The following is a 19,520-nucleotide window of genomic DNA, read 5'->3' as shown; positions in this document are numbered from 1 at the left end:
AATATTACAACTGGCATTAACCAGCGAGTTCCCTGTTTGCCTTTTCGAAATCTTCGGGTATTCCAATATCTATAAAATAAGTATCCTGTATAAGGCCAAACATTGGCCGTTGCGTATAGCGCTTTTCCAGGTAATCTTTTTCAAAGGAGAATTTTTCAGGCAATCCTTCATTCAGGAATGCAGCTACCTGCAATGCATAAATGCCGCCATTGATCAGTCCGCGTTCGTAAAATTGTTTTTCCTTAAAGCTTTTTATAGCGCCGTTCTCCTGCAGTTCAACCACGCCATAGCGGTCAAAATGCTGCATGGGTTTTAATGCCAGCGTACAATGAGCCTGGTGTTGCTGATGAAAGGCGGTGAGTTCGGGCAATTGAATAGAGAAGAGCGTGTCGCCGTTCAGGATCACCACCTGCTCTTCAGTGGCCTGGCGGCAGGCGAGCTGAATGGCGCCGCCGGTTCCCAGCGGTTCCTGTTCAATTACATATTGTTTGCTGCAATCTGCATAGGCGGTATCGAGGAATTCCTGTATTACTTCATGCTTGTACCCCAGGGAGAATATAAATTTTTCAACGCCCTGCTTTCTGAAATGGTCTATTACAAAAGAAAGAAATGGTTTGCCGGCAACGGGCGCCATGCATTTTGGCAGATCGGGTACAGCGCTGCGTAGGCGTGTGCCTAAACCTCCTGCAAGAATAATGCATTCTTTTATTGTCATGCCTTGAATTACAACATACAGTTACAAGGTACAGGTTTCAGGTTACACGGGGCTCGCCGTATATTTTCCCTGAAACCTGTAACCCCGACTCGTCGGGGCAGGCCCTGCAACCTGTAACTATTTATTAAAATATTGTTCTTCTACCAACTGGCAAATGATATGTCCCAGCATGATATGGCTTTCCTGTATACGGGGAGTATCTTTCGACGGAACGTTCACCAGGTAATCGCTCAACGGTTTCATTTTACCGCCACCGTCACCGGTAAATGCTACGGTAACAATGCCTTTTTCACGGGCCACTTCAAATGCTTTTACAATATTGGCTGAATTTCCTGAAGTAGATAATCCTACAAGTACATCTCCCTTCAAACCGATGCCTTTAATTAAACGGGCATATACCACATCATAGCTGTAATCATTGGCCACTGCGGTTAAATAGGAGGTATTGCAATGCAATGCTTCTGCCGGCAGGGCATCGCGGTCGGTATAAAAACGGCCACTGAATTCTGCAGCCAGGTGTTGCGCATCGGCCGCACTGCCGCCATTTCCGCAGAAATAAACGCGGTTGCCATTACGCAGCGCGCTGGTAATGATATTGGCCAGCTTTTCAATAGTACCCAACAACACGGGGTCTCTCAGAATGCTTTCTTTGGTACTGATCGATGCTTTGATAATGTCCGTTATCTTGTTAATCATAGATGTTTTAATTTAATTATCAAAAGGTTTTGGTAATTAGCACAACTTGGCCCCGGCCTTTGTCGGGGGATTAGTTTATATCGTCCAGCTGGTAAGCCCGTGATCAACAAACTGGTAGTTCTTTACTTCACCGCCAAATTTTTTCAGCGCTTCAATAACGCTGTACTTGGTATTATTGGGGCAATAGAAGGTCATAAAACCACCACCGCCGGCTCCCGATATTTTACCCCCGGTTGCCCCGGCTTTTTTGGCTGTTTCATAGATCTCATCGATCAATGTATTGGAAATACCTTCGGCCATCTGCTTTTTTTGTTGAAAACCAAAATCAAGGATCTCGCCAATTGCATGGATCTTGCCTTTCAACAGGGCTTCTTTCATCATTTGCGCCTGCTTTTTCAGCTGGTGCATGGCATCGATCGATTTCTCCTTCCTGGATACCACATTCGCACTTTGCTTTTCAATGATCTTTGCCGACTCACGGCTTGTGGCCGTATAATACAGAACCAGGTTATTTTCCAGCTCAAACAAATATTGCTGTTTTATACGAAGCGGGTTCACCACCACATTTTCGCCATAGAACTCCATATAGTTCACACCACCGAAAGTGGCGGCATACTGGTCTTGTTTACCACCCGCCATTTGAAGATCGTTCCGCTCTATATCATAGGCCAAATGGGCGATGTCATATTCTCCCAATGGCAACCGCAGCATTTCTGCAAAAGCGCCTACAATGGCCACTACCAGGGTTGAGGATGTTCCTAACCCTGAACCGGCGGGGGCATCAACATATGTAGATAATTTAAACCCGGTCTCCGGCATGCCGTATTGCTTTTGAATACGGTTATACACGCCCTTTAGCAGATCGAGCTTTCCATCAACGGGCAATTCCTTGCTGTAGCCATATTCCTGTTTTTCATTGCGGTCCATGGCTTGCAAACAGATCGTTTTTTCCTGAATAGGTTCAATATTGGCATAGGCATACAACGAAACCGTTGCGTTCAAAATAGCCCCGCCATAAAGATCACTATATGGGCTAACATCGGTTCCGCCACCGGCCAAACCAATCCGTAAGGGAGCTTTACTTCTGTAGATCATGTGCAGGATATTTAAAAAAATATGCCAACCTCCTCATTACTCACAATTCTAAGATCGTTTTAACGAGATTATGCCAGGAATATTTTTCTTTTTCGATGCGAAGATGCGGTATAAAATACTGTTCTCCAAGTTCAAAATACCGGGTAATGGCCGCTGCCAGGGAAGCAGGTTCCGGCTCACAAACCAACCCTGCTTTTTCGTGTGGCACCCTAACAGGCAAACTGCCCACATTGGTAACCACCATTGGCTTTTCAAAATGATAGGCCAGGGGAGTAACGCCGCTCTGGGTGGCATTCCGGTAAGGCTGTATCACTACATCTGCAGCACAGAGATAATATTTTACTTCACTGTCGGGAATAAAATCTGTTCTTAATATTAAACTGTCTTCTATATTCAACCGCTTTATCTGTTCCCTGTAAGGCTTTTCATCTTCATAAAACTCACCGGCCACCAACAGCTTTATATTTTTCTGTTTCAGCAACGCCATAGCATCAAACAGGATATCAAGCCCCTTGTATTCGCGAATGAACCCAAAGAACAGAATGATCTTTTCGGTGGTATTAATGCCCAGTTTTTTTCTGGCTTCCTCTTTTGAAATTGGTTCGCCAAAGTTGTCGTATAACGGGTGCAATACCTCCTGTGCAGGTTTGCTTTTTTCAAACTGGCGCAGGTCGTTCATTACCTTATCGCTCATGGTGATAAAAGCGTCGCAACTTTTCAGGAAGTAACGGGTAAAAGGAACATCACCCGGCCGTTTTTCGTGTGGAATTACATTATCAGTGATGGCAATAATGCGGGTATGTTTATTCTTTCGCACCCGGCGCAAAATGGAACCCAATGCCGGCCCCATCAATGGCAGCCAGAACCGCACCACTATAACATCGGGTCTGATGCGTTTTAATTCATTACCTACCTGCAACCAGTTCAGGGGATGAATGGAATTGATCACCGAATAGATCTCTATATCGGTTGGCGCCGGATCGGTGGAATATTGCGTTTTTCCGGGAAACAGGAAATCGGGGTATTGCAGCGAAAAGGAATAGATGCTGCACGAATGCCCTTCATCATTAAACTGTTTGCACAGCCGCTGATTAAAAGTAGCCAATCCGCCCCGCAAAGGGTGGCCTGGCCCAATGATAACGATCTTTTTTTGAGCCATTTACTCAATACCGGTTTTCTTTTCAATCAAATAGTGGTTACGGCCGGGCGAATTACGCGAAATGAGTTCACCCAAAAATCCTGCAATGAACAGGAGCGTACCAATGATCATAAGCGTTAGAGCAATATAAAATACAGGCCGGTTGGTAATAGCATATTCCGGTTCAATGACCTTTGAAATGATCAGGTACATAAATAGCAGGAAACCGGTCAGCAGTACACCCGACCCAAACAAACCGAAGAAGTGCATGGGTCTTTTGCCATATTTACCCACAAAGGTAATGGAGGCCAGATCGAGGAAACCGTTCACAAAACGCTCCCAGCCGAATTTGGTAGTGCCGTATTTGCGTTTGCGGTGCTCCACCACTTTTTCGCCTATCTTTTTAAACCCGGCCCATTTGGCCAGCACCGGTATATAGCGATGCATTTCGCCATATACTTCAATGCTTTTAACAACTTTAAGCTTGTATGCCTTGAGGCCGCAATTGAAGTCGTGCAAACAGATCTTCGAAATACGCCTGGTAGCCCAGTTAAAAAATTTACTTGGGATATTTTTGGTGAGGGTATTATCGTACCGTTTTTTCTTCCAGCCGCTAACCAGGTCAAACCCTTCTTCCACGATCATTTTGCGCAACCCGGGTATTTCATCGGGACTGTCCTGCAAATCGGCATCCATGGTGATCACCACATTGCCCTGAGCTGCTTTAAAACCTTCGTTCAAAGCGGCCGACTTACCATAATTGCGCTGGAAACGGAGCCCCTTTATATGACGGTTTTTAGTTCGTAATTCTTCAACGACCTGCCACGAATTATCGGTACTGCCGTCGTCGATCATGATTATTTCATAGGAAAAATTGTTTGCCGTTACCACCCGCTCGATCCATGCACATAATTCTGGCAGGGATTCTTCTTCATTCAACAATGGCACTACAATGGATACATCCATAGATTACTGGTTGATAATAAAAGTATTTTCAAACGGCGGTCGTTTTCTTTTTATGATCGCCGATACAATTAAGGCAATAATGAACGACCCGATGCAGCTAAAAACAAAACCCAGGAGTAAATTTCCAATAGTATAGTTGTTTTTGCTTAAGGTCTTCTGTACAGCTTCATCGATCTGAGTATCGGTGGCCCCGAATTTGTGCATCATTTTTTCTACCTGCTCGGCCGTTACCTGGGCTAGCGCCTCCCTGAACGATACATCTATGTAATTAAATAAAATATATTGAAACGCAGTAGCGATCAATGACCCTAACACCAGGATCAGAAAAGTGGCTTTTAAAGCTTCTGAATATTCAAGATAACCGCCACGTTGTTTTCTTATCGCCAAACCGCCCATTACACAAACCACGATCGGTAAAACCATACCACACCAGGCAAGCGGGCTCACGAACGTTTTTGCTCCGCTCAGGTAGAGAATTACTGTAAAAACAATGGACACTCCACCGCAAATAAGGCCATAGAGTACCCCTAAGTTTTTGGGGGAAGAGGATGATTCAACGGTCATACAATAAATGTTAGGTTAGAATTAAGGTTTCCTTATTGATAATTCCTTTTACGCTACCCTGCAGGGTTTTACCGGTAAAAGCAGAATTTTTCGATTTGGAACGAAAGGCAGCCGCCGTAATGTTTACGGGTACCCCGGGTTCAAACAGTGTTATGCAGGCCCGCTCGTCTTTATTAATAACCGGCACATCCAAACCAAAGATCTTCCGGGGATTAATACTAACCAGCTCTACCCACCGGCTTTCGCTCAGGGCGGGCAACACTGTCTTTACAGCACTGTATGATGTTTCAAGGCCGGTCATGCCGTATTTGGCATACTCAAATTCCAGCACCTTGCTGTCGTATTCATGAGGAAGGTGGTGCGATGCAATGCAATCGATGGTTCCATCGAGCACCGCCTCGCGTAATATTTCCACATCGCTTTTCGCCCGCAGGGGCGGAAAAACTTTCAGGTTGGTATCGTACTCCAGCAAGTCTTCATCGGTAAAGAAGAGATGATAGGGAGTAACCGAACAGGTAACTGCCAGTCCCGCTTCTTTTGCGCGGCGAATATACTCGATCGATTTGGGCGAGCTAACCCCCGTGAAATGCAGTTTGGAATCGGCATAGCGCACCAGCTTTATATCCCGGGCCACCTGCAGTTCTTCTGCCATCATTGGTTTGCCGGGTAAACCCAGTCGCGTGCTAATGATGCCTTCATGCATGAGGCCATTGGCGCCTACACTCTTATCGTCGGGAATTTGTATTACGGTTCCTTCAAAAGCCTTTACATATTGCAGGGCTTTCAGCAACAGACCGGCACTTTGTATGGGGTTCAACCCATCGCTGAAGGCAACGGCGCCGCTACCGCGCATATCATACATTTCGGCCAGGTCTTTTCCCTCTGTGCCTTTGGAAACGGCGCCGATGGGGTGAATATTCACCGGCAGGGACTTTGATTTCTGGCTAATGTATTCTGCCTGCGTTTTGCTATCGACCACCGGTTTGGTATTGGGGATCACGAACACATCGGTATAACCGCCTGCAGCCGCAGCGCGGGAACCGGTTTCCAACGTTTCCTTGTATTCATAACCGGGATCGGCAAAATGCGCAAACACATCAACCCAGCCTGGCGATAAATGCAGCTGGTTGCCTGTGATCACTTTATCGGCTTCTACTGAAATAGCAGGTTGAATGTCCCTGATAATTCCTGATTCAATAAGGACATCCTGCTTTGTTCCGTTAAATGGGGATGATGGGTCAGTAATTGTAACCTGTTGAATTAGAATCTTCATTCTCAAAAAGTTGAGCGAAGATACGTTTTTCTGATTTAAGTGGATATCTGTTCTTAGTAATTGATTTGTAAGGCTATGGATGTTTCTGTCACCGGTTGCCAGTTCCCGGTTTCCGGGCAAAAAATTCGAAGACCCCGGCTACAGGCAGCGTGATCATCATTCTGGCCTGGTAACCGGTAACTGGTAACTGGTAACCGGTAACTGGTAACTGGTAACTTTTTCCGCTAATTCACTTTATTTACAGGTTTATCATTAAAAAATGCTGCAACATTTTGTACCGTAACATCCATTACCCGCTGCCGTGCTTCCTTACTGATCCAGGCATTGTGCGGGGTAATGATACAGTTTTTAGCCGTGAGCAGGGGATTTTTGGCAGAAGGCGGTTCGGCCGACAGCACATCCAACGCAGCTCCGGCAATACGGCCGCTGTTGAGGGCATCGGCAAGGTCCTGCTCATTGATCAGCGGCCCGCGGGAGGTATTGATGATAAAAGCCGATGGTTTCATCAGCGCAATGAGCCCGGCATTTACAAAACCCGTATTCTCCGGCTTCAGGGGGCAATGAAGCGAAACCACATCGCTTTCGGCAAACAGATCGGGCAATGGATGCCAGCTGGCCCATTCCTTTTCTTTTTTGGAGGGATTATAATATATTATATGCATGCCCAGGGCCTGCGCAATGCGGGCCGTCTGCTGCCCTATGTTGCCCCAGCCAATAATGCCCAGGGTTTTGCCGGCCAGTTCGGTGATGGGTGTTTTTTGATAACTGAAATCAGGCGATTGCACCCATTCGCCAGCCGCCACTGAGGCAGCATGCCTGCCCACCTGGTTCGTTAACTCAAGCAACAAAGCAATCGTATGTTGTGCAACCGAAGCAGTACCGTAAGCCGGTACGTTACATACAACGATCTTTCTTTTGGCAGCCGCCTGCACATCTATAATATTATAACCTGTTGCCGTTACGCCGATCATTTTCAATTGCGGCAATTGGGCTATTGTTGCTTCGCTAAGCGGAACCTTATTGGTAAGAATAATATTTGCATCATGGCACCGGTCAATAATTTCTTCCGGTTTTGTTCGGTCATAAACGGTTACCTCGCCAAATTGTTGAATTGGCGACCAGCTCAGGTCGCCCGGGTTCAACGTATAGCCGTCAGTTACTACGATTTTTATCATTGGTATGCTATTATAACAAATGAGAAAACGACAAAAATAAGGGGAAACAAATTACCAGTTGCCGGTTGCCAGATACCGGTTGCCGGGAAAGAAACAAAGACAGTTGAAGCAGTACCCGGTAACTGGCACCTGGTAACTGGTACCCGGTAACTGGCACCTGGTAACTGGTACCCGGTAACTGGTACCCGGTAACTGGTACCCGGTAACTGGCACCCGGTAACCGGTAACAGCATATCTTCGCAATAATTTTTCAAACATTCACATGGCAGACTATATTATCAACGTTGCCCACATAGAAGAATACCAGATGTTGAACGACCGGCAATCGCTTGACGCCATTTTTCGCAAGGCGCAAAGTGCCGTAGTGGGTGGGGAAGTGGTAGCGCTGGAGAGAACGGCAAATGGAAAAACCTACCGGTTCGAAGAAATTTCAACACTCGAAGACCTGAACGCTTACAAAAAGAACGTGTATAAATACGTGAAGGAAGATTAAATAAAACTTTTCAACCATGAAAGTGCTGGTCACCGGCAGTGCGGGGCATTTGGGCGAAGCACTGGTACGTACATTACAGGAAATGAAATATGAGGTGGCAGGCATCGACATATTGCCCTCACCATTCACTACCCATACCGGTTCCATTACCGATCGCGATTTTGTAAAACAATGTATGACCGGGGTAAACGTAGTTTTACATACTGCCACGCTGCACAAACCCCATGTGGCTACGCACACCCCGCAACAATTTGTTGACACCAATATTACCGGTACGCTTAACCTGTTACAGGAAGCAGTAGCCGCCGGTGTTCACTCATTTGTATTCACCAGCACCACCAGTACGTTTGGCGACGCCCTGGTACCACCGGCAGGCGCACCCGCCGCCTGGATCACGGAAGAGGTGACGCCCGTACCGAAAAATATTTACGGGGTTACCAAAACAGCAGCGGAAAACCTTTGCCAGTTGTATTTCAGGAATTTTGGTTTGCCGGTTATTATATTACGTACGTCGCGGTTCTTCCCCGAGGAAGATGATAACCGCAAAATGCGGTCGATCTACTCCGACATTAACCTTAAACTCAATGAGTTTTTGTATCGCCGGGTCGAAATTGAAGATGTGGTAAGCGCCCACCTGGCCGCCATGCAGCAGGCCAAAGCAATTGGGTTTGGAACCTATATCATCAGCGCCACCACACCATTTACCCCCGCCGACGGATGGGACCTTCGGGTACATGCAAGGGAGGTGGTAAAACGGCTGGTGCCTGAATGTGTTGACCTGTACGAACAACGCGGCTGGCAGCTATTTCCCTCCATCGACCGGGTGTACGTGAACGAACGCGCCCGCAATGAACTGGGCTGGCAACCTAAATACGATTTCAAATATATGCTGCAACATATAAAAGCCACCAATGACCTGCGCAGTCCACTGGCCATACAGATCGGCGTCAAAGGCTATCACCCCGAAAAATTCACCGACGGGCCGTTTCCGGTGCTGGAATAGCAACAGATTAACCAGGTAATGGTCCTGAGCGAAGCCGAAGGATGCAAAGATGATTTCATTAATTGCCAATTAGTATTAATTGCAGTCCTGGGAAAGACCTTACTTTCAATAGTTAACTGATCCCTTTTACTGCATATGCCTGTATTAAGAAAGTTCGTCTTGCTGGTTGTTGTAACCTGTATTATTATTTTGCGGGCCACCGCTGTTCCTTCACCATATTCTACCGGTGTTAAGCCCACTGCACAGGCTACCCATATTGCAGCAATCACAAACGATGCCGTTGTTGTTATTACAGGAAGCACCTACCGTTTTACTGTTGATACGCCCGAAGGCCGGGGACTCGTTTCAACAAGCCCCACAGTAAAAGAGTTGCTGTTGCAGCTGCAATCAGGTGATGGATCAATACAGCAATATCATATAACCGGTAAAAGCGGAAATGCTAAAAGCATCGGCGATGAAATTATCTCCGGCGACCGGCTGGTGGTAACCTCACAAAATGGCAAGGCTACCAAAACATATCAGGTTACCATAAAGTTGATGGCCCTGAGTGGACAGCTTGCCTTGCAACAACAACAGATCACCCTCAATACCAACAATGACCTCACGCTTTATTTTACAGCTGGTCAAAGAAGCCCCGATGCGGCTGTTAAAATATACCTGCCCGCAGGCATTCCTATTACCCTAAAAAATACTACGGTCAATATAATAGGCCGGGGGGCTGTAACGCTGCAGGAGCTCGCGCAACAATCTATCGGCCGAACCGGTACAAAATATTCGTATAATAAGGTAGGAACAGTATCTATAACGCCTTCGCCTGGTGGCGGTTCTATCCTTTATTTCAGTCATCTTGATCTACGGCCGGCCAACGGCACTGATCTGCAAATTGTGATCCACCAGGTAACCCTGCCTAAAACCGGCGACTATCATTTTAAAGCCATTTATACCACCTCAAAACCCGAAGTGTTAACCAGTGCAGGTACCGGATCAGAAACGGCAACGCTCAGGGTAACACCAACGGTTGCTGATTTTACCAGAATGGCCGACACCGCATTATCTGCTTATACCACCGCTCGTTTCACCTGGAGCGCAATAACCACTTCTGCAGTGCAGCTGATGCAATCACCTGATTCAGGTAAAACCTGGGCGGCTGCCAATGCAAACATCGATGGGAGAAAAGGAAAGGCCACCATCACCGGTTTACAACCCGATCGCTGGTATACATTCCGTTTACTGGTAAAAGATGGCAACCACAAAGGCCTTTCGAATACAGCCCGGTATTATACCGGCATGCTTGATGTAAGATCGGTTGGCATCACCGGCGACAGCAGCCAGGATTACACCCAACCAATAAATGCCGCCATCGATCATTTGAGCCGGTCAGGCGGCGGCACCCTACTCTTCAGCAAAGGGACCTACAGCGTGCGCACCGTTCATTTAAAAAGCAATGTGTACCTGTATATTAACGCAGCCGCCACCATTAAAGCATTAAAAGGCGCCGATGCGCCTGAGATCACCTGGTTCAGTGATAAAAAATACCGCTCGGGTTTATCGCCTACAGATGCCGGCCCCTATACCGATCCCGAGAACTACCTCACCAAACAGGATGTAGGGCATCACTATTTTCATAATTCCATGTTCTTTGGGGAACGGCTAAACAATGTAAAGATCATCGGCAATGGATATATTACCGGCAATGGCAACCTGGCCACCGGCGATAACGTGATGAACAACGCGCCCGATAACCGCGCCGATAAAATGTTCACCTTTAAATTATGCACCAATATTGAAATTGGCGGTATCTACCGCGATGCCGACCTCTGGTACGATAGCACTAAAGACGAACCGTATTATATAAACAAAGACGGTTCAAATGATTTCAACACCGGTAACATGCTGCATATTGACCGCACCGGTCATTTTGCATTACTGGCTACCGGTACAGATACCATTTATGTACACAATACTTATTTTTCCTGGGGCAGCACGGCAAGCGTAAGGGATATCTATGATTTCATGGCCTGCAGCCATGTTACGGTTACGAATATCTATTCAAAAGTAAGCTCAGATGATATTGTAAAACCCGGCTCCGATTGTTCATTAGGCTTTACCCGGCCGGCACACGATTATAAAGTGCGCAATGTGATCGGCGATACCAATTGCAATTTGTTCCAGATCGGTTCCGAAACCGCTGACGACATTACCGACATTTGCGTTGATAATATTTATGTACTGGGCGCCAACAAAGCGGGCTTTTCCATTTCTACCAACGACGGCGGATCGGTAAAAAATATCCACCTCAATTGTGGGCACACCGGCAGCCTGCACACCCGGTCAAAAATGGTGCGCACCTTTACGCCTTTTTTTATCTCTATCAGTAACCGGGGCCGCGTAATAGGGGCCGAAGTGGGGAAATATGCATTTACCGACAATGGGGAAAAACACAATGAGCTGCTGGTAAAAAATGTCAACATCGGTCAGGTTGAGAACATCATTATAAATGGCATCGATATTTACGAAGTATATGCCGGAAGTTCATTTCGCGGAAAAAGATGGGAAGCCTATGATGGCAAACAACGCCGGGCCACACCCATCATTGCAGGCTATAGCCTGCCGGCAACTACCGATGTTACCGGCGGACTCGATTTCACCCTGCCGAATGGCAAACATACCGGCTATATCAAAAATGTTGTTTTTAATGACGTACACGTGCTGGTGAAAGGCGGCAATCCTTTGTCAGATACAGCAGCTGCGCCACCTGAACTGGGCGTGGGTCAATACAATGCTTCCAATTTGAAAGTGCAGCCATCGTACGGGCTATGGGCCCGGCATGTAATGGCATTGACCATCAAACAAAGCTCATTCAATTATGAAACCCGCGACAGCCGCTATGCCCTGTTCCTCGACGATGTCATCGGCGCCCAAATTACTGCTGTAAAAATGGTACGCCCTGCAGGTAACAACACGGTAATAAAATGTAAGAACACTGCAGATATCAAAATTGATAACGCGTTCTATTATGAAGACCAGTGGGGCAATGCGCTCAACCGGTATTGACAGTCCCTATCCATAGTTTATCGGTATATTTACTGAAAAGCTACACATATGGAAAATAACTATCCCTACGATACCCGGCTCAATGTTAAGTACGATCACCTGCAGCTCATTGATGTGCCTGCCATCGTGAAAGAAAATCAGCACAAATGGTTCAACCAAACACTTACCCAGGTAAACAACAGCGTGGTACGCGTGGCCATTATAGAAGGGGAGTACCACTGGCATAAACACGATAACGACGATGAATTCTTCTTTGTGCTGGAGGGACAGTTGCTCATCGATCTCGAAGACAGAACAGTTGCATTAAATCCCTGGGAAGGATTTACCATTTCAAAAGGTATTGTACACAGAACACGGGCGCTGGTAAAAACAGTGATGTTAATGGTAGAAACGAGTGAGATTGTGCCTACGGGTGATTAGAAATACGAAGTAGGAAGTAAGAGGTAAGAAGTAAGAAACTCCTGAATGCAGAGCCTCGCCATTTATTTCGAGTCTCGAATATTGGAAACATCTTACTTCATACTTCCTACCTCCTACTTCAAAGTATTACTCAACCAGCTTTGTTACACTGGAATGCAATTCTAATGTATCGATAGTAGCAGTAGCCTGAAACAATTCCACGATCACCTGTTTACGGGCGGTTGTCCACCGGCCAAGGGTAATATTATATACACCACCCATCATGCTATACAAGCCGGCATCGGAAGCAGTAGATCCGGCCGGGTGCGCTTCATTAAATGGATACGCCGCACTGGCGGTATTGCCATTGGAACGATAATACAGATAAGGAGTTATCGCAGGCCTGTAAGTAACGGGGTCAATACTTACCGAATACATAGAGTACCAGTCGTTATTACAGATCCTGTACCCTAATATGGGCGTTTTAGTTACGTCATAAATAGCGGCGCCTCCACCTGTTGCCATAAACAATACATCTTCGGGCACCGAAGTTTCGGTAACAGTAGTTCCTTTAAATATTGCTACCCCACAAGTGTTTCCACTGTTGGCCCAGGGGCCTGAGGTGCTAAACGCACTGGCGCGAACCAGCCCGCCATCTCCTTTATTGGGGTTTGTACCGGTGGTAGTAAATGTTTTCTGATAATAGTTTGCGCTGGCCGGAAAAGAATACGTGCCTAATGAACCATTGATCTTTTTACCCTGGAAACCAAAATAAAAGAACTTCCCCTTTTGTACACTGCCTGTTGTAATGTTCCATTTAATGGTACGCTGCCCACCTGTAGCCCAGCCGGCATCGAGCGGGGTGGCAGAACTGTTAGTGCCTGCATTGGCGCTAAATACAATGCTGTAAGGAGTAACTGTAAAGTCTATATCTTTCGTAGCCATCATTTGTACGTATTCATAACCACCGTCGCCACCTTTAGGGTCGCTCTGGTATCCGGTTATAAGAAGCTCCTGTGCAGAAGATCCCATATTCACTATATCATATACGTTCCTTGTTCTTAACTGTACAGGTCCGTCAGCAGTACCAAATGGAATGCCTACATAAGCGGCCAGCGCATAAGGTGCATTTTTGGCATAGCTTGTACCAGCATCAGTATAAAGAACAAGGTCGCCAAAACCATCATTGACCGGTTTAGCCCCACCTATCGTTTCTCCTGATTTCAAAGAGGGATTGAAACTGGCTTTATTAATGAGGCAAAGCGAGCTTTCATAGTTGTCGGGATTAGCCAGTAACTGAGCAACTGTTATCGCGTTTATGGCAACCACTCCTTTACCCTTACTAGTAACGTTCAATTCTGTAAGGCCTGTAATGGTTAAAATGCCATTTTTACGGGTTAACGTACCCCCGGCAATTTCTACCACTACCGAGTCGCCCGGATGGTAGTTGGCAGCAGCACCGCCAATGTCTATAGAAATACCTTTCAGCGTACTCAGGCGGCGGCTATCCTGCACCACCAGCAAGCCATCGGGAAGATTTTTCTCGATATGGTCCGATATAACTACCCCGGCCAGTTTGGAACCACCATACAGATTATCTTTCGAAAGAATAATATCCTGTCCTTTATAAAGCGGCCGAATATCCAGAATAGAAACGATTGCGTTAGGCTCGCCTCCCGGATAATTTTTGTATGTTTTAGTGCAACTGTTTACAGTCACAGCTATGCTTATGACCAATAAAAGATATAATGAATTTTTCATCTTCATAATTTTTATAGTTGATTCACTTAAGGTTGCTGCCACCATACATTGGTGTATATTTCATCGGGGCCCATTGCAGCTACCGCAGCTTTATAGTTTGAAGGGTTGGCAGCCTGTACATACACAGGGTATACCAGCCGGGCCGGCATTACGCCGTTGTTTTGCAATCCTGGTCCTTTGGGCAAAACAGGATGCCCGGTGCGCCTGTATTCAAACCACTGTTGCAGATCGGTCATAAACAGTGCATAGTATTTCTGTAAGTGGATCAATTCCATTTTACTATCTAAAGAAAGATTATCATCCCAAATTTCACTGGCAGCGCTGAGGTTGGTCAAATGGTTGGTAAATTCGGTAGAAGTAATACTTTCAGGAAAGTTGGGTACCCAATAATTGATGGCAGATGCTATGCCCTGGTACCAAAAGGTTTTTACATCGCCGGTGATCCATCCCTTTGCAGCCGCTTCGGCCAGTATGAATTGTACTTCGGCATATTGCATGATAATACCGGTATACCAATTTTGCTGAAGCGACCAGGTACCACCGGTGCTGGAGTTATCATAGCTTTGAAAATAGCAACCTTTTAAATCACCTGTACCGGGCAGGTAACCACTTTTTACACCATACCATCCGCCGCCACTGGCCTGCGCAATACCGAAACGGCCAATGCTGCCCGATCCATACGGAGTGGAAGAAACGTAACGCGGGTCGGCCCAGGTAATCAAATTGTCTAAAAAGAAACTGCAAATAGCCGGGGCGCGAAAATCCTGCGCGCGAATTCCGCCTACATAAGGCGAGGTATAAGGATCGGTAGTACTGGTGCCGCCGTTCCAGATTATTCTCGCACAGTCGGCATTGCTTTGAAAGATCGGATATTGGGAAGGGTTTTCTACGATCTGTTTTATTTTTGAGATACATTGCTGTTGCACTTCTGTTTTACCCGATACGCGCAACAATAAACGCAGATATAATGAATTGCCAAATTTTCTCCATTTAGCTACATCTCCTTTGTATACGGGATCACTCGAAACAGTGATAGAAGCGCCCGAAGCAAGCAGGCTGTTGGCAGCTTCCAACTGGTTGAACATATTAAGATAAATGTCTTTCTGCCTGTCAAAAGCCGGCACTACATTTCCCTGATCGCCCTGCAGGGCCTGGGAGTAAGGAATATCACCATAAATATCTGTAAGCATAGAGAACAGCCATACCTTGCCTATTTTTCCAATACCCTGGTAACTGGCATTGGAGATCTTTTCTGTGCGTGCCAGGCTGTCTACCTGTTTAAAGTTTGTCAGTTGCACATACCAGGCATTCCATAAATAGTCACTCATGCTACTCTTGAAAGCATACCTGAACACGGTATTATCACCATCGCTTTGCGATACGGTGACCTGCATCAATTCGTTGTTAAAGCTTCTGTTGCGGCTCATGCCGGGCCAAATGGAGTTTACCAGGGCAGGAGCCAGCAACTTGTCTGGAGTTGTTTCGAGAATATTGATCGGATCTGTGTTCAGCTCCTCAAATCCCTTTTTGCATGAGTAGCCTGTTGACATTGCCACCAAAACCAAACATGCTATATATAATTGCTTTCTCATCCGTTTATTCTTTTATTATTGATAAGATTTTTACACAATAATTATAACCCGATTGTTACCGTGAAGCCCATGCTGCGGGTTGAAGGAAACTGCCCGGTTTCAAAACCTCTTACAATGTCTGACCCGGCCAGGGTGCCAAACTCAGGATCGAATATTGGCCAGGGTGACCAAATGAACAGGTCGCGCCCGTAAACTCCAACGCTTGCTGCCGTTAACCCGATCTTTTTAAGCAACGTGGGCTTAAAGGCATAGCTTAAAGAGGCTTCGCGGAATTTTACAAAGTCGGTACTAAAGGTGCTTCCCTCTGCATTGTAGCTGCCAATGCTATATTGATAATACTGGTCGATATCGGTAGCCACCACATCGTTTTTGCGGAAACTTCCATCGGGGTTTTGTACCACACCGTTACCGATAATACCATTGTACCTGCCCGGTAATGTACTTTTCAATTTGCCCTGTTCGGCCAGTTTGTAATGGGTAAGCGAGTAAGCCACAGCGCCCACCTGTGCATCGAAGAGCAGGTTTAAATTGAAGTTCTTATAGCGGAAGGTATTGCCAAGACTGAATCTGTATTTAGGTATTGTGTTCCCGAGGTAAATGATGTTATCAGTGATCTTTGGAAAGCCCGTGGTAGCGTCAAAGATCACCTGCCCGTCGGGACTGCGTTGATAACCCAGGCCATACAGATCGCCCATGCTGCCACCAACCGAAGCCACTATTTGACCGCTGGCTATGTTGCCGGCCCGCAGCAACACCGAACTATCGGGCATTGACATGATCTTGTTCTGGTTGAAAGAAAAAGTTCCATAAAGGCTCCAGTTAAAACCTTTAGCGCTTGCAATGGGTTTGGCATTAAGCTGTATTTCCATCCCATTGTTCCTTACTCTTCCCGCATTGATATAGGCAAAATTGTAACCTGAAGACGCATCTACCGTTCTGGTGAAGATCTGGTTGGTGGTATTTCCAAAATAAACGGCCATATCTAACCCCAATCTGCCGTTGAAAAACTGCAGTTCTGTACCCAGTTCGAAGGTGGTGGTAAACTGTGGTTTTAAATTGACGTTGGGTAAAGTTGTTGGACTTGTTACAGCGCTATCCGGATAATAACCACCGGTTACTGCATAATGGTATGTATAGGAAGTCAGGAAAGCTGTGGTACCACCGCTACCAACACCTGCAACCGAAGCCCTTAGCTTGGCATAGTTGATAAAAGTTGGCAGCTTGGCCACTTCCGACAAAATGAAACTGGTGTTAATTGAAGGATAGAAAAACCCTACGGGGTTCGTTCTTTTCGGAGTGGCCAATACGCTACTCCAGTCCTGCCGGGCAGTGATCTCTGCAAACAGATAATTTTTATAGGTGGCATTTATGATCCCGTAAAAACTGTTGATCTGGTAACGGCTAGTATCGGGGTAATAAGTCAATCCATACAGGTTGTTGTCCGGGTTATATATCTGCGAATAAGGTGAGCTGCCTTTCAATGAGTCTGGGAACACGGGATATCTTAATCCATCGGCCCTGATATCTTTTTTGTCATACGTATTTTTTAACTGGCTGCCACCAAGGGTTACACCCAATTTTACGTCTTTATTTATGTCTTTGAGATACCTGGCCATGAAGTCGTAACTCTTTTCCTGCGAATAGATGCTTTGTTTTCTTACAGAACCTTTGATGAGGCGGGTGCCTGCATCGTAAGGGCGGTCCTGTTCACGTTTATCGTTCATCCAGTCAAGGTTGCCACGCAACATGAGGCTCAGTTCTTTGGTAAGCTGATAATTCAGTGTTACGTTCCCTGTTATGTTGTTCCTTCTTGTTTTGTTCAAAAACTCATTTACGACTGCAAATGGGTTTTCAGGAAATGAGGAGAAGGGATACTGAATGATCTTGTACATGTTGGTATCTGAGTAAATACTGCCTTCTGAACCGCGCCAGTAATTTCGCAACCAGTTATAATCGGCGCTGGGTTGCCAGAAAATGTACCAGTACATTAAGGACTGATTTCCATATCCTGCTGCAGGCAGGTTATCGCTGGTTCTGTAACCGTAGTTTATTTTGGTAGAAAGTTTTAATTTTTTGGTAATGTCCGAAGTGGTGCTTAATGCTATGTTACTACGCTTGAAACCTGTATTGGGAACGATCCAATTGTCGTTTTCTGTACCAAGGCTCACCCGAACACCTGTAGTACCCAGTCTACCGTCTATGCTGAGGTTGTGTTTGAGGTCGGTTCCTGTATTCCAAAAATCATTGATGTTGTCATAAGCCTTCCAGGGAGTGCGCTCTAAACCCACTGCCTGGCGAACAGGGTCGTACTGATAGAACGATTGCCCGTCGAACTTTGGCCCATAAGCAGAGCTGGTACCGCTGGTGCTGGCGCCATCTTCGGTGGCGCCGTAAGAATAATATTGAGCCCCACCCAGGCCCTGGCCATATTCATATTGCAGCTCAGGGTATCTGTTTACCTGCTCAATGTTTCCGTTCATTGTGTAACGAACGTTAAAGTGGCCTTTCTTTTTCTGGGCTGCCGCTTTGGTGGTGATAATGATAGCGCCGTTTGCCGCCCGCTGTCCATACAGGGCAGCCGCAGCAGGCCCTTTCAATACTGAAACGCTTTCTATATCCTGCGGGTTGATGTCGTTTAATGAGCTGCCATAATCAGCTGGCAGGTTGTCGGAGTTTGTAGCATAAACCGCGTCGCCTTTGGCTGCAGAGCGTTTACCACTACTATTGTTGATCACCACACCATCCACTACTATGAGGGCTTCATTATCGCCGGTAAGGTTGTTTTCGCCCCGGAGAATAATTTTGCTCGAAGCGGCGGGGCCCGAACCGGAACGGATAAGGTTCAACCCGGCTACTTTTCCGGAGAGCGCATCCGTCCAGTTTAAACTTGCCGCCTGGGTAAGCTGCGTGCTATCTACTTTTGTAAGCGCATAGCCCAACGATCTTTCTGATTTTTTGATACCTAATGCAGTTACTACCACATTCTGCATTTGCTGGTCATCTTTATTCAGCACAAGGCTTAATGACTGTTGCGCTTCGGCAGCGAATTTTTTTCTCAACGGCTGATAGCCAACAGCAGAGATCTCAATAGTTCCTTCTGATATTACCGGCAGGGTTTTACTGAAACGGCCATTGTCATCAGCAATGGCTACCACATTCTTCTGCCCATCCTGCTTAATAATTACAGTAGCCCCCGGAAGAGGAGCCCCACCTTCAGTGACAATACCTTTCAATACCATCGTGGGCGCTTTTTTAGGAGCATCGCTTTTTTTGATCACCCAGCTGTTTCCGCTCGCGATGGCGTTAAAACCGCCGGGCGCCAGTACTTTATTTAACAACTCACCCACACTGCCTGCTTCATAAGAAGCGCCAGGCACATTTACCCCGGCCAGTTCATCATTTGCATAAGCCAGCTGCACTTTAAACTGCCGGCCAAAATCCTCGGCAATTGCAGCGAGGTTACCGGCCGCGTGCCGGTAATGTACATTTACTGTTTGTGCCTGCAGGTTAAGGATCCCTGCTATCAACACCAGTAAAAGCGCAGTAAGATTTTTGGTTGGTTTTACGGTTTCCATATTTTCATTTACATTATAAAC

General features: G+C 46.4%; 16 protein-coding genes. 4 read left to right on the top strand and 12 right to left on the bottom strand.

Going from position 1 to position 19,520, the window contains the following annotated elements; all coding sequences use genetic code 11:
• Positions 1 to 16: 16 nt before the first annotated feature.
• The 9 genes from A3860_RS31375 to A3860_RS31335 all read right to left on the bottom strand — a co-directional run bounded on the left by A3860_RS31375 (position 17) and on the right by A3860_RS31335 (position 7,880).
• The gene (locus A3860_RS31375; RefSeq protein ID WP_081154183.1) at positions 17 to 715 is read right to left on the bottom strand and encodes a nucleotidyltransferase family protein; all 699 of its coding nucleotides are present in this window, start codon (positions 713 to 715) and stop codon (positions 17 to 19) included.
• A 117-nt stretch (positions 716 to 832) separates the two neighbouring features.
• Positions 833 to 1,411: a D-sedoheptulose-7-phosphate isomerase gene (locus tag A3860_RS31370; RefSeq protein WP_081154181.1), complete on the bottom strand. Its 579-nt coding sequence runs from the start codon at positions 1,409 to 1,411 to the stop codon at positions 833 to 835.
• 75 nt (positions 1,412 to 1,486) lie between these two features.
• The gene (locus tag A3860_RS31365) at positions 1,487 to 2,506 is read right to left on the bottom strand and encodes a GHMP family kinase ATP-binding protein (RefSeq protein WP_081154178.1); all 1,020 of its coding nucleotides are present in this window, start codon (positions 2,504 to 2,506) and stop codon (positions 1,487 to 1,489) included.
• 40 nt (positions 2,507 to 2,546) lie between these two features.
• The gene (locus tag A3860_RS31360; RefSeq protein WP_081154175.1) at positions 2,547 to 3,665 is read right to left on the bottom strand and encodes a glycosyltransferase; all 1,119 of its coding nucleotides are present in this window, start codon (positions 3,663 to 3,665) and stop codon (positions 2,547 to 2,549) included.
• A complete protein-coding gene (locus A3860_RS31355; RefSeq protein ID WP_081154172.1) occupies positions 3,666 to 4,610 on the bottom strand; it encodes a glycosyltransferase family 2 protein in 945 nt (314 codons plus the stop codon).
• A gap of 3 nt (positions 4,611 to 4,613) precedes the next feature.
• Positions 4,614 to 5,174 (bottom strand): DUF4199 domain-containing protein, encoded by a 561-nt coding sequence (locus tag A3860_RS31350; protein WP_081154170.1) that lies wholly within the window; start codon positions 5,172 to 5,174, stop codon positions 4,614 to 4,616.
• Positions 5,175 to 5,184: 10 nt separating this feature from the next.
• Positions 5,185 to 6,447, bottom strand: a complete 1,263-nt coding sequence (locus A3860_RS31345; RefSeq protein WP_081154168.1) for a dihydroorotase — start codon at positions 6,445 to 6,447, stop codon at positions 5,185 to 5,187.
• Between the two features lie 224 nt (positions 6,448 to 6,671).
• The gene (locus A3860_RS31340) at positions 6,672 to 7,622 is read right to left on the bottom strand and encodes a D-2-hydroxyacid dehydrogenase (RefSeq protein ID WP_173820289.1); all 951 of its coding nucleotides are present in this window, start codon (positions 7,620 to 7,622) and stop codon (positions 6,672 to 6,674) included.
• Between the two features lie 51 nt (positions 7,623 to 7,673).
• Positions 7,674 to 7,880: a hypothetical protein gene (locus A3860_RS31335; protein WP_081154166.1), complete on the bottom strand. Its 207-nt coding sequence runs from the start codon at positions 7,878 to 7,880 to the stop codon at positions 7,674 to 7,676.
• A gap of 4 nt (positions 7,881 to 7,884) precedes the next feature.
• Here A3860_RS31335 and A3860_RS31330 point away from each other — a divergent pair, with 4 nt between their 5' ends.
• The 4 genes from A3860_RS31330 (at position 7,885) to A3860_RS31315 (ending at position 12,592) form a co-directional block, all read left to right on the top strand.
• The gene (locus A3860_RS31330) at positions 7,885 to 8,115 is read left to right on the top strand and encodes a hypothetical protein (RefSeq protein WP_081154163.1); all 231 of its coding nucleotides are present in this window, start codon (positions 7,885 to 7,887) and stop codon (positions 8,113 to 8,115) included.
• 16 nt (positions 8,116 to 8,131) lie between these two features.
• Positions 8,132 to 9,118 (top strand): NAD-dependent epimerase/dehydratase family protein, encoded by a 987-nt coding sequence (locus A3860_RS31325; RefSeq protein WP_081154160.1) that lies wholly within the window; start codon positions 8,132 to 8,134, stop codon positions 9,116 to 9,118.
• 135 nt (positions 9,119 to 9,253) lie between these two features.
• On the top strand, positions 9,254 to 12,172 hold the full coding sequence (locus A3860_RS31320; RefSeq protein WP_081154158.1) for an endopygalactorunase: 2,919 nt from the start codon (positions 9,254 to 9,256) through the stop codon (positions 12,170 to 12,172).
• A gap of 48 nt (positions 12,173 to 12,220) precedes the next feature.
• Positions 12,221 to 12,592 carry a cupin domain-containing protein gene (locus tag A3860_RS31315; protein WP_081154156.1) on the top strand — a complete coding sequence of 124 codons (372 nt, stop codon included), beginning with the start codon at positions 12,221 to 12,223 and terminating at the stop codon, positions 12,590 to 12,592.
• A gap of 126 nt (positions 12,593 to 12,718) precedes the next feature.
• On the opposite strand, the gene A3860_RS31310 is transcribed toward A3860_RS31315, so the two are convergent.
• Genes A3860_RS31310 through A3860_RS31300 form a run of 3 tightly spaced genes read right to left on the bottom strand, consistent with a single transcriptional unit; the run spans position 12,719 to position 19,499 of the window.
• Positions 12,719 to 14,332 carry a DUF5689 domain-containing protein gene (locus A3860_RS31310; protein WP_173820287.1) on the bottom strand — a complete coding sequence of 538 codons (1,614 nt, stop codon included), beginning with the start codon at positions 14,330 to 14,332 and terminating at the stop codon, positions 12,719 to 12,721.
• Between the two features lie 26 nt (positions 14,333 to 14,358).
• Positions 14,359 to 15,924, bottom strand: coding sequence for a SusD/RagB family nutrient-binding outer membrane lipoprotein (locus A3860_RS31305; protein ID WP_081154153.1), 1,566 nt, complete (start codon positions 15,922 to 15,924; stop codon positions 14,359 to 14,361).
• A gap of 41 nt (positions 15,925 to 15,965) precedes the next feature.
• On the bottom strand, positions 15,966 to 19,499 hold the full coding sequence (locus A3860_RS31300) for a SusC/RagA family TonB-linked outer membrane protein (protein WP_081154151.1): 3,534 nt from the start codon (positions 19,497 to 19,499) through the stop codon (positions 15,966 to 15,968).
• Positions 19,500 to 19,520: the final 21 nt, after the last annotated feature.

This window comes from Niastella vici (genome assembly GCF_002077945.1).
GTDB lineage: Bacteria > Bacteroidota > Bacteroidia > Chitinophagales > Chitinophagaceae > Niastella > Niastella vici.
Note: the sequence above shows the minus strand (reverse complement) of the source record. Positions and strands in the feature narration are given on the sequence as shown.

Bases quoted from the DNA above. Each gene is read 5' to 3' on its own strand.
- A3860_RS31335 (WP_081154166.1), bottom strand. From the start codon at position 7,880: ATGTTTGAAAAATTATTGCGAAGATATGCTGTTACCGGTTACCGGGTG.
- A3860_RS31330 (WP_081154163.1), top strand. From the start codon at position 7,885: ATGGCAGACTATATTATCAACGTTGCCCACATAGAAGAATACCAGATG.
- A3860_RS31360 (WP_081154175.1), bottom strand. From the start codon at position 3,665: ATGGCTCAAAAAAAGATCGTTATCATTGGGCCAGGCCACCCTTTGCGG.
- A3860_RS31300 (WP_081154151.1), bottom strand. From the start codon at position 19,499: ATGGAAACCGTAAAACCAACCAAAAATCTTACTGCGCTTTTACTGGTG.
- A3860_RS31305 (WP_081154153.1), bottom strand. From the start codon at position 15,924: ATGAGAAAGCAATTATATATAGCATGTTTGGTTTTGGTGGCAATGTCA.
- A3860_RS31365 (WP_081154178.1), bottom strand. From the start codon at position 2,506: ATGATCTACAGAAGTAAAGCTCCCTTACGGATTGGTTTGGCCGGTGGC.
- A3860_RS31345 (WP_081154168.1), bottom strand. From the start codon at position 6,447: ATGAAGATTCTAATTCAACAGGTTACAATTACTGACCCATCATCCCCA.
- A3860_RS31355 (WP_081154172.1), bottom strand. From the start codon at position 4,610: ATGGATGTATCCATTGTAGTGCCATTGTTGAATGAAGAAGAATCCCTG.
- A3860_RS31325 (WP_081154160.1), top strand. From the start codon at position 8,132: ATGAAAGTGCTGGTCACCGGCAGTGCGGGGCATTTGGGCGAAGCACTG.
- A3860_RS31375 (WP_081154183.1), bottom strand. From the start codon at position 715: ATGACAATAAAAGAATGCATTATTCTTGCAGGAGGTTTAGGCACACGC.
- A3860_RS31340 (WP_173820289.1), bottom strand. From the start codon at position 7,622: ATGATAAAAATCGTAGTAACTGACGGCTATACGTTGAACCCGGGCGAC.
- A3860_RS31350 (WP_081154170.1), bottom strand. From the start codon at position 5,174: ATGACCGTTGAATCATCCTCTTCCCCCAAAAACTTAGGGGTACTCTAT.
- A3860_RS31320 (WP_081154158.1), top strand. From the start codon at position 9,254: ATGCCTGTATTAAGAAAGTTCGTCTTGCTGGTTGTTGTAACCTGTATT.
- A3860_RS31310 (WP_173820287.1), bottom strand. From the start codon at position 14,332: ATGAAAAATTCATTATATCTTTTATTGGTCATAAGCATAGCTGTGACT.
- A3860_RS31315 (WP_081154156.1), top strand. From the start codon at position 12,221: ATGGAAAATAACTATCCCTACGATACCCGGCTCAATGTTAAGTACGAT.
- A3860_RS31370 (WP_081154181.1), bottom strand. From the start codon at position 1,411: ATGATTAACAAGATAACGGACATTATCAAAGCATCGATCAGTACCAAA.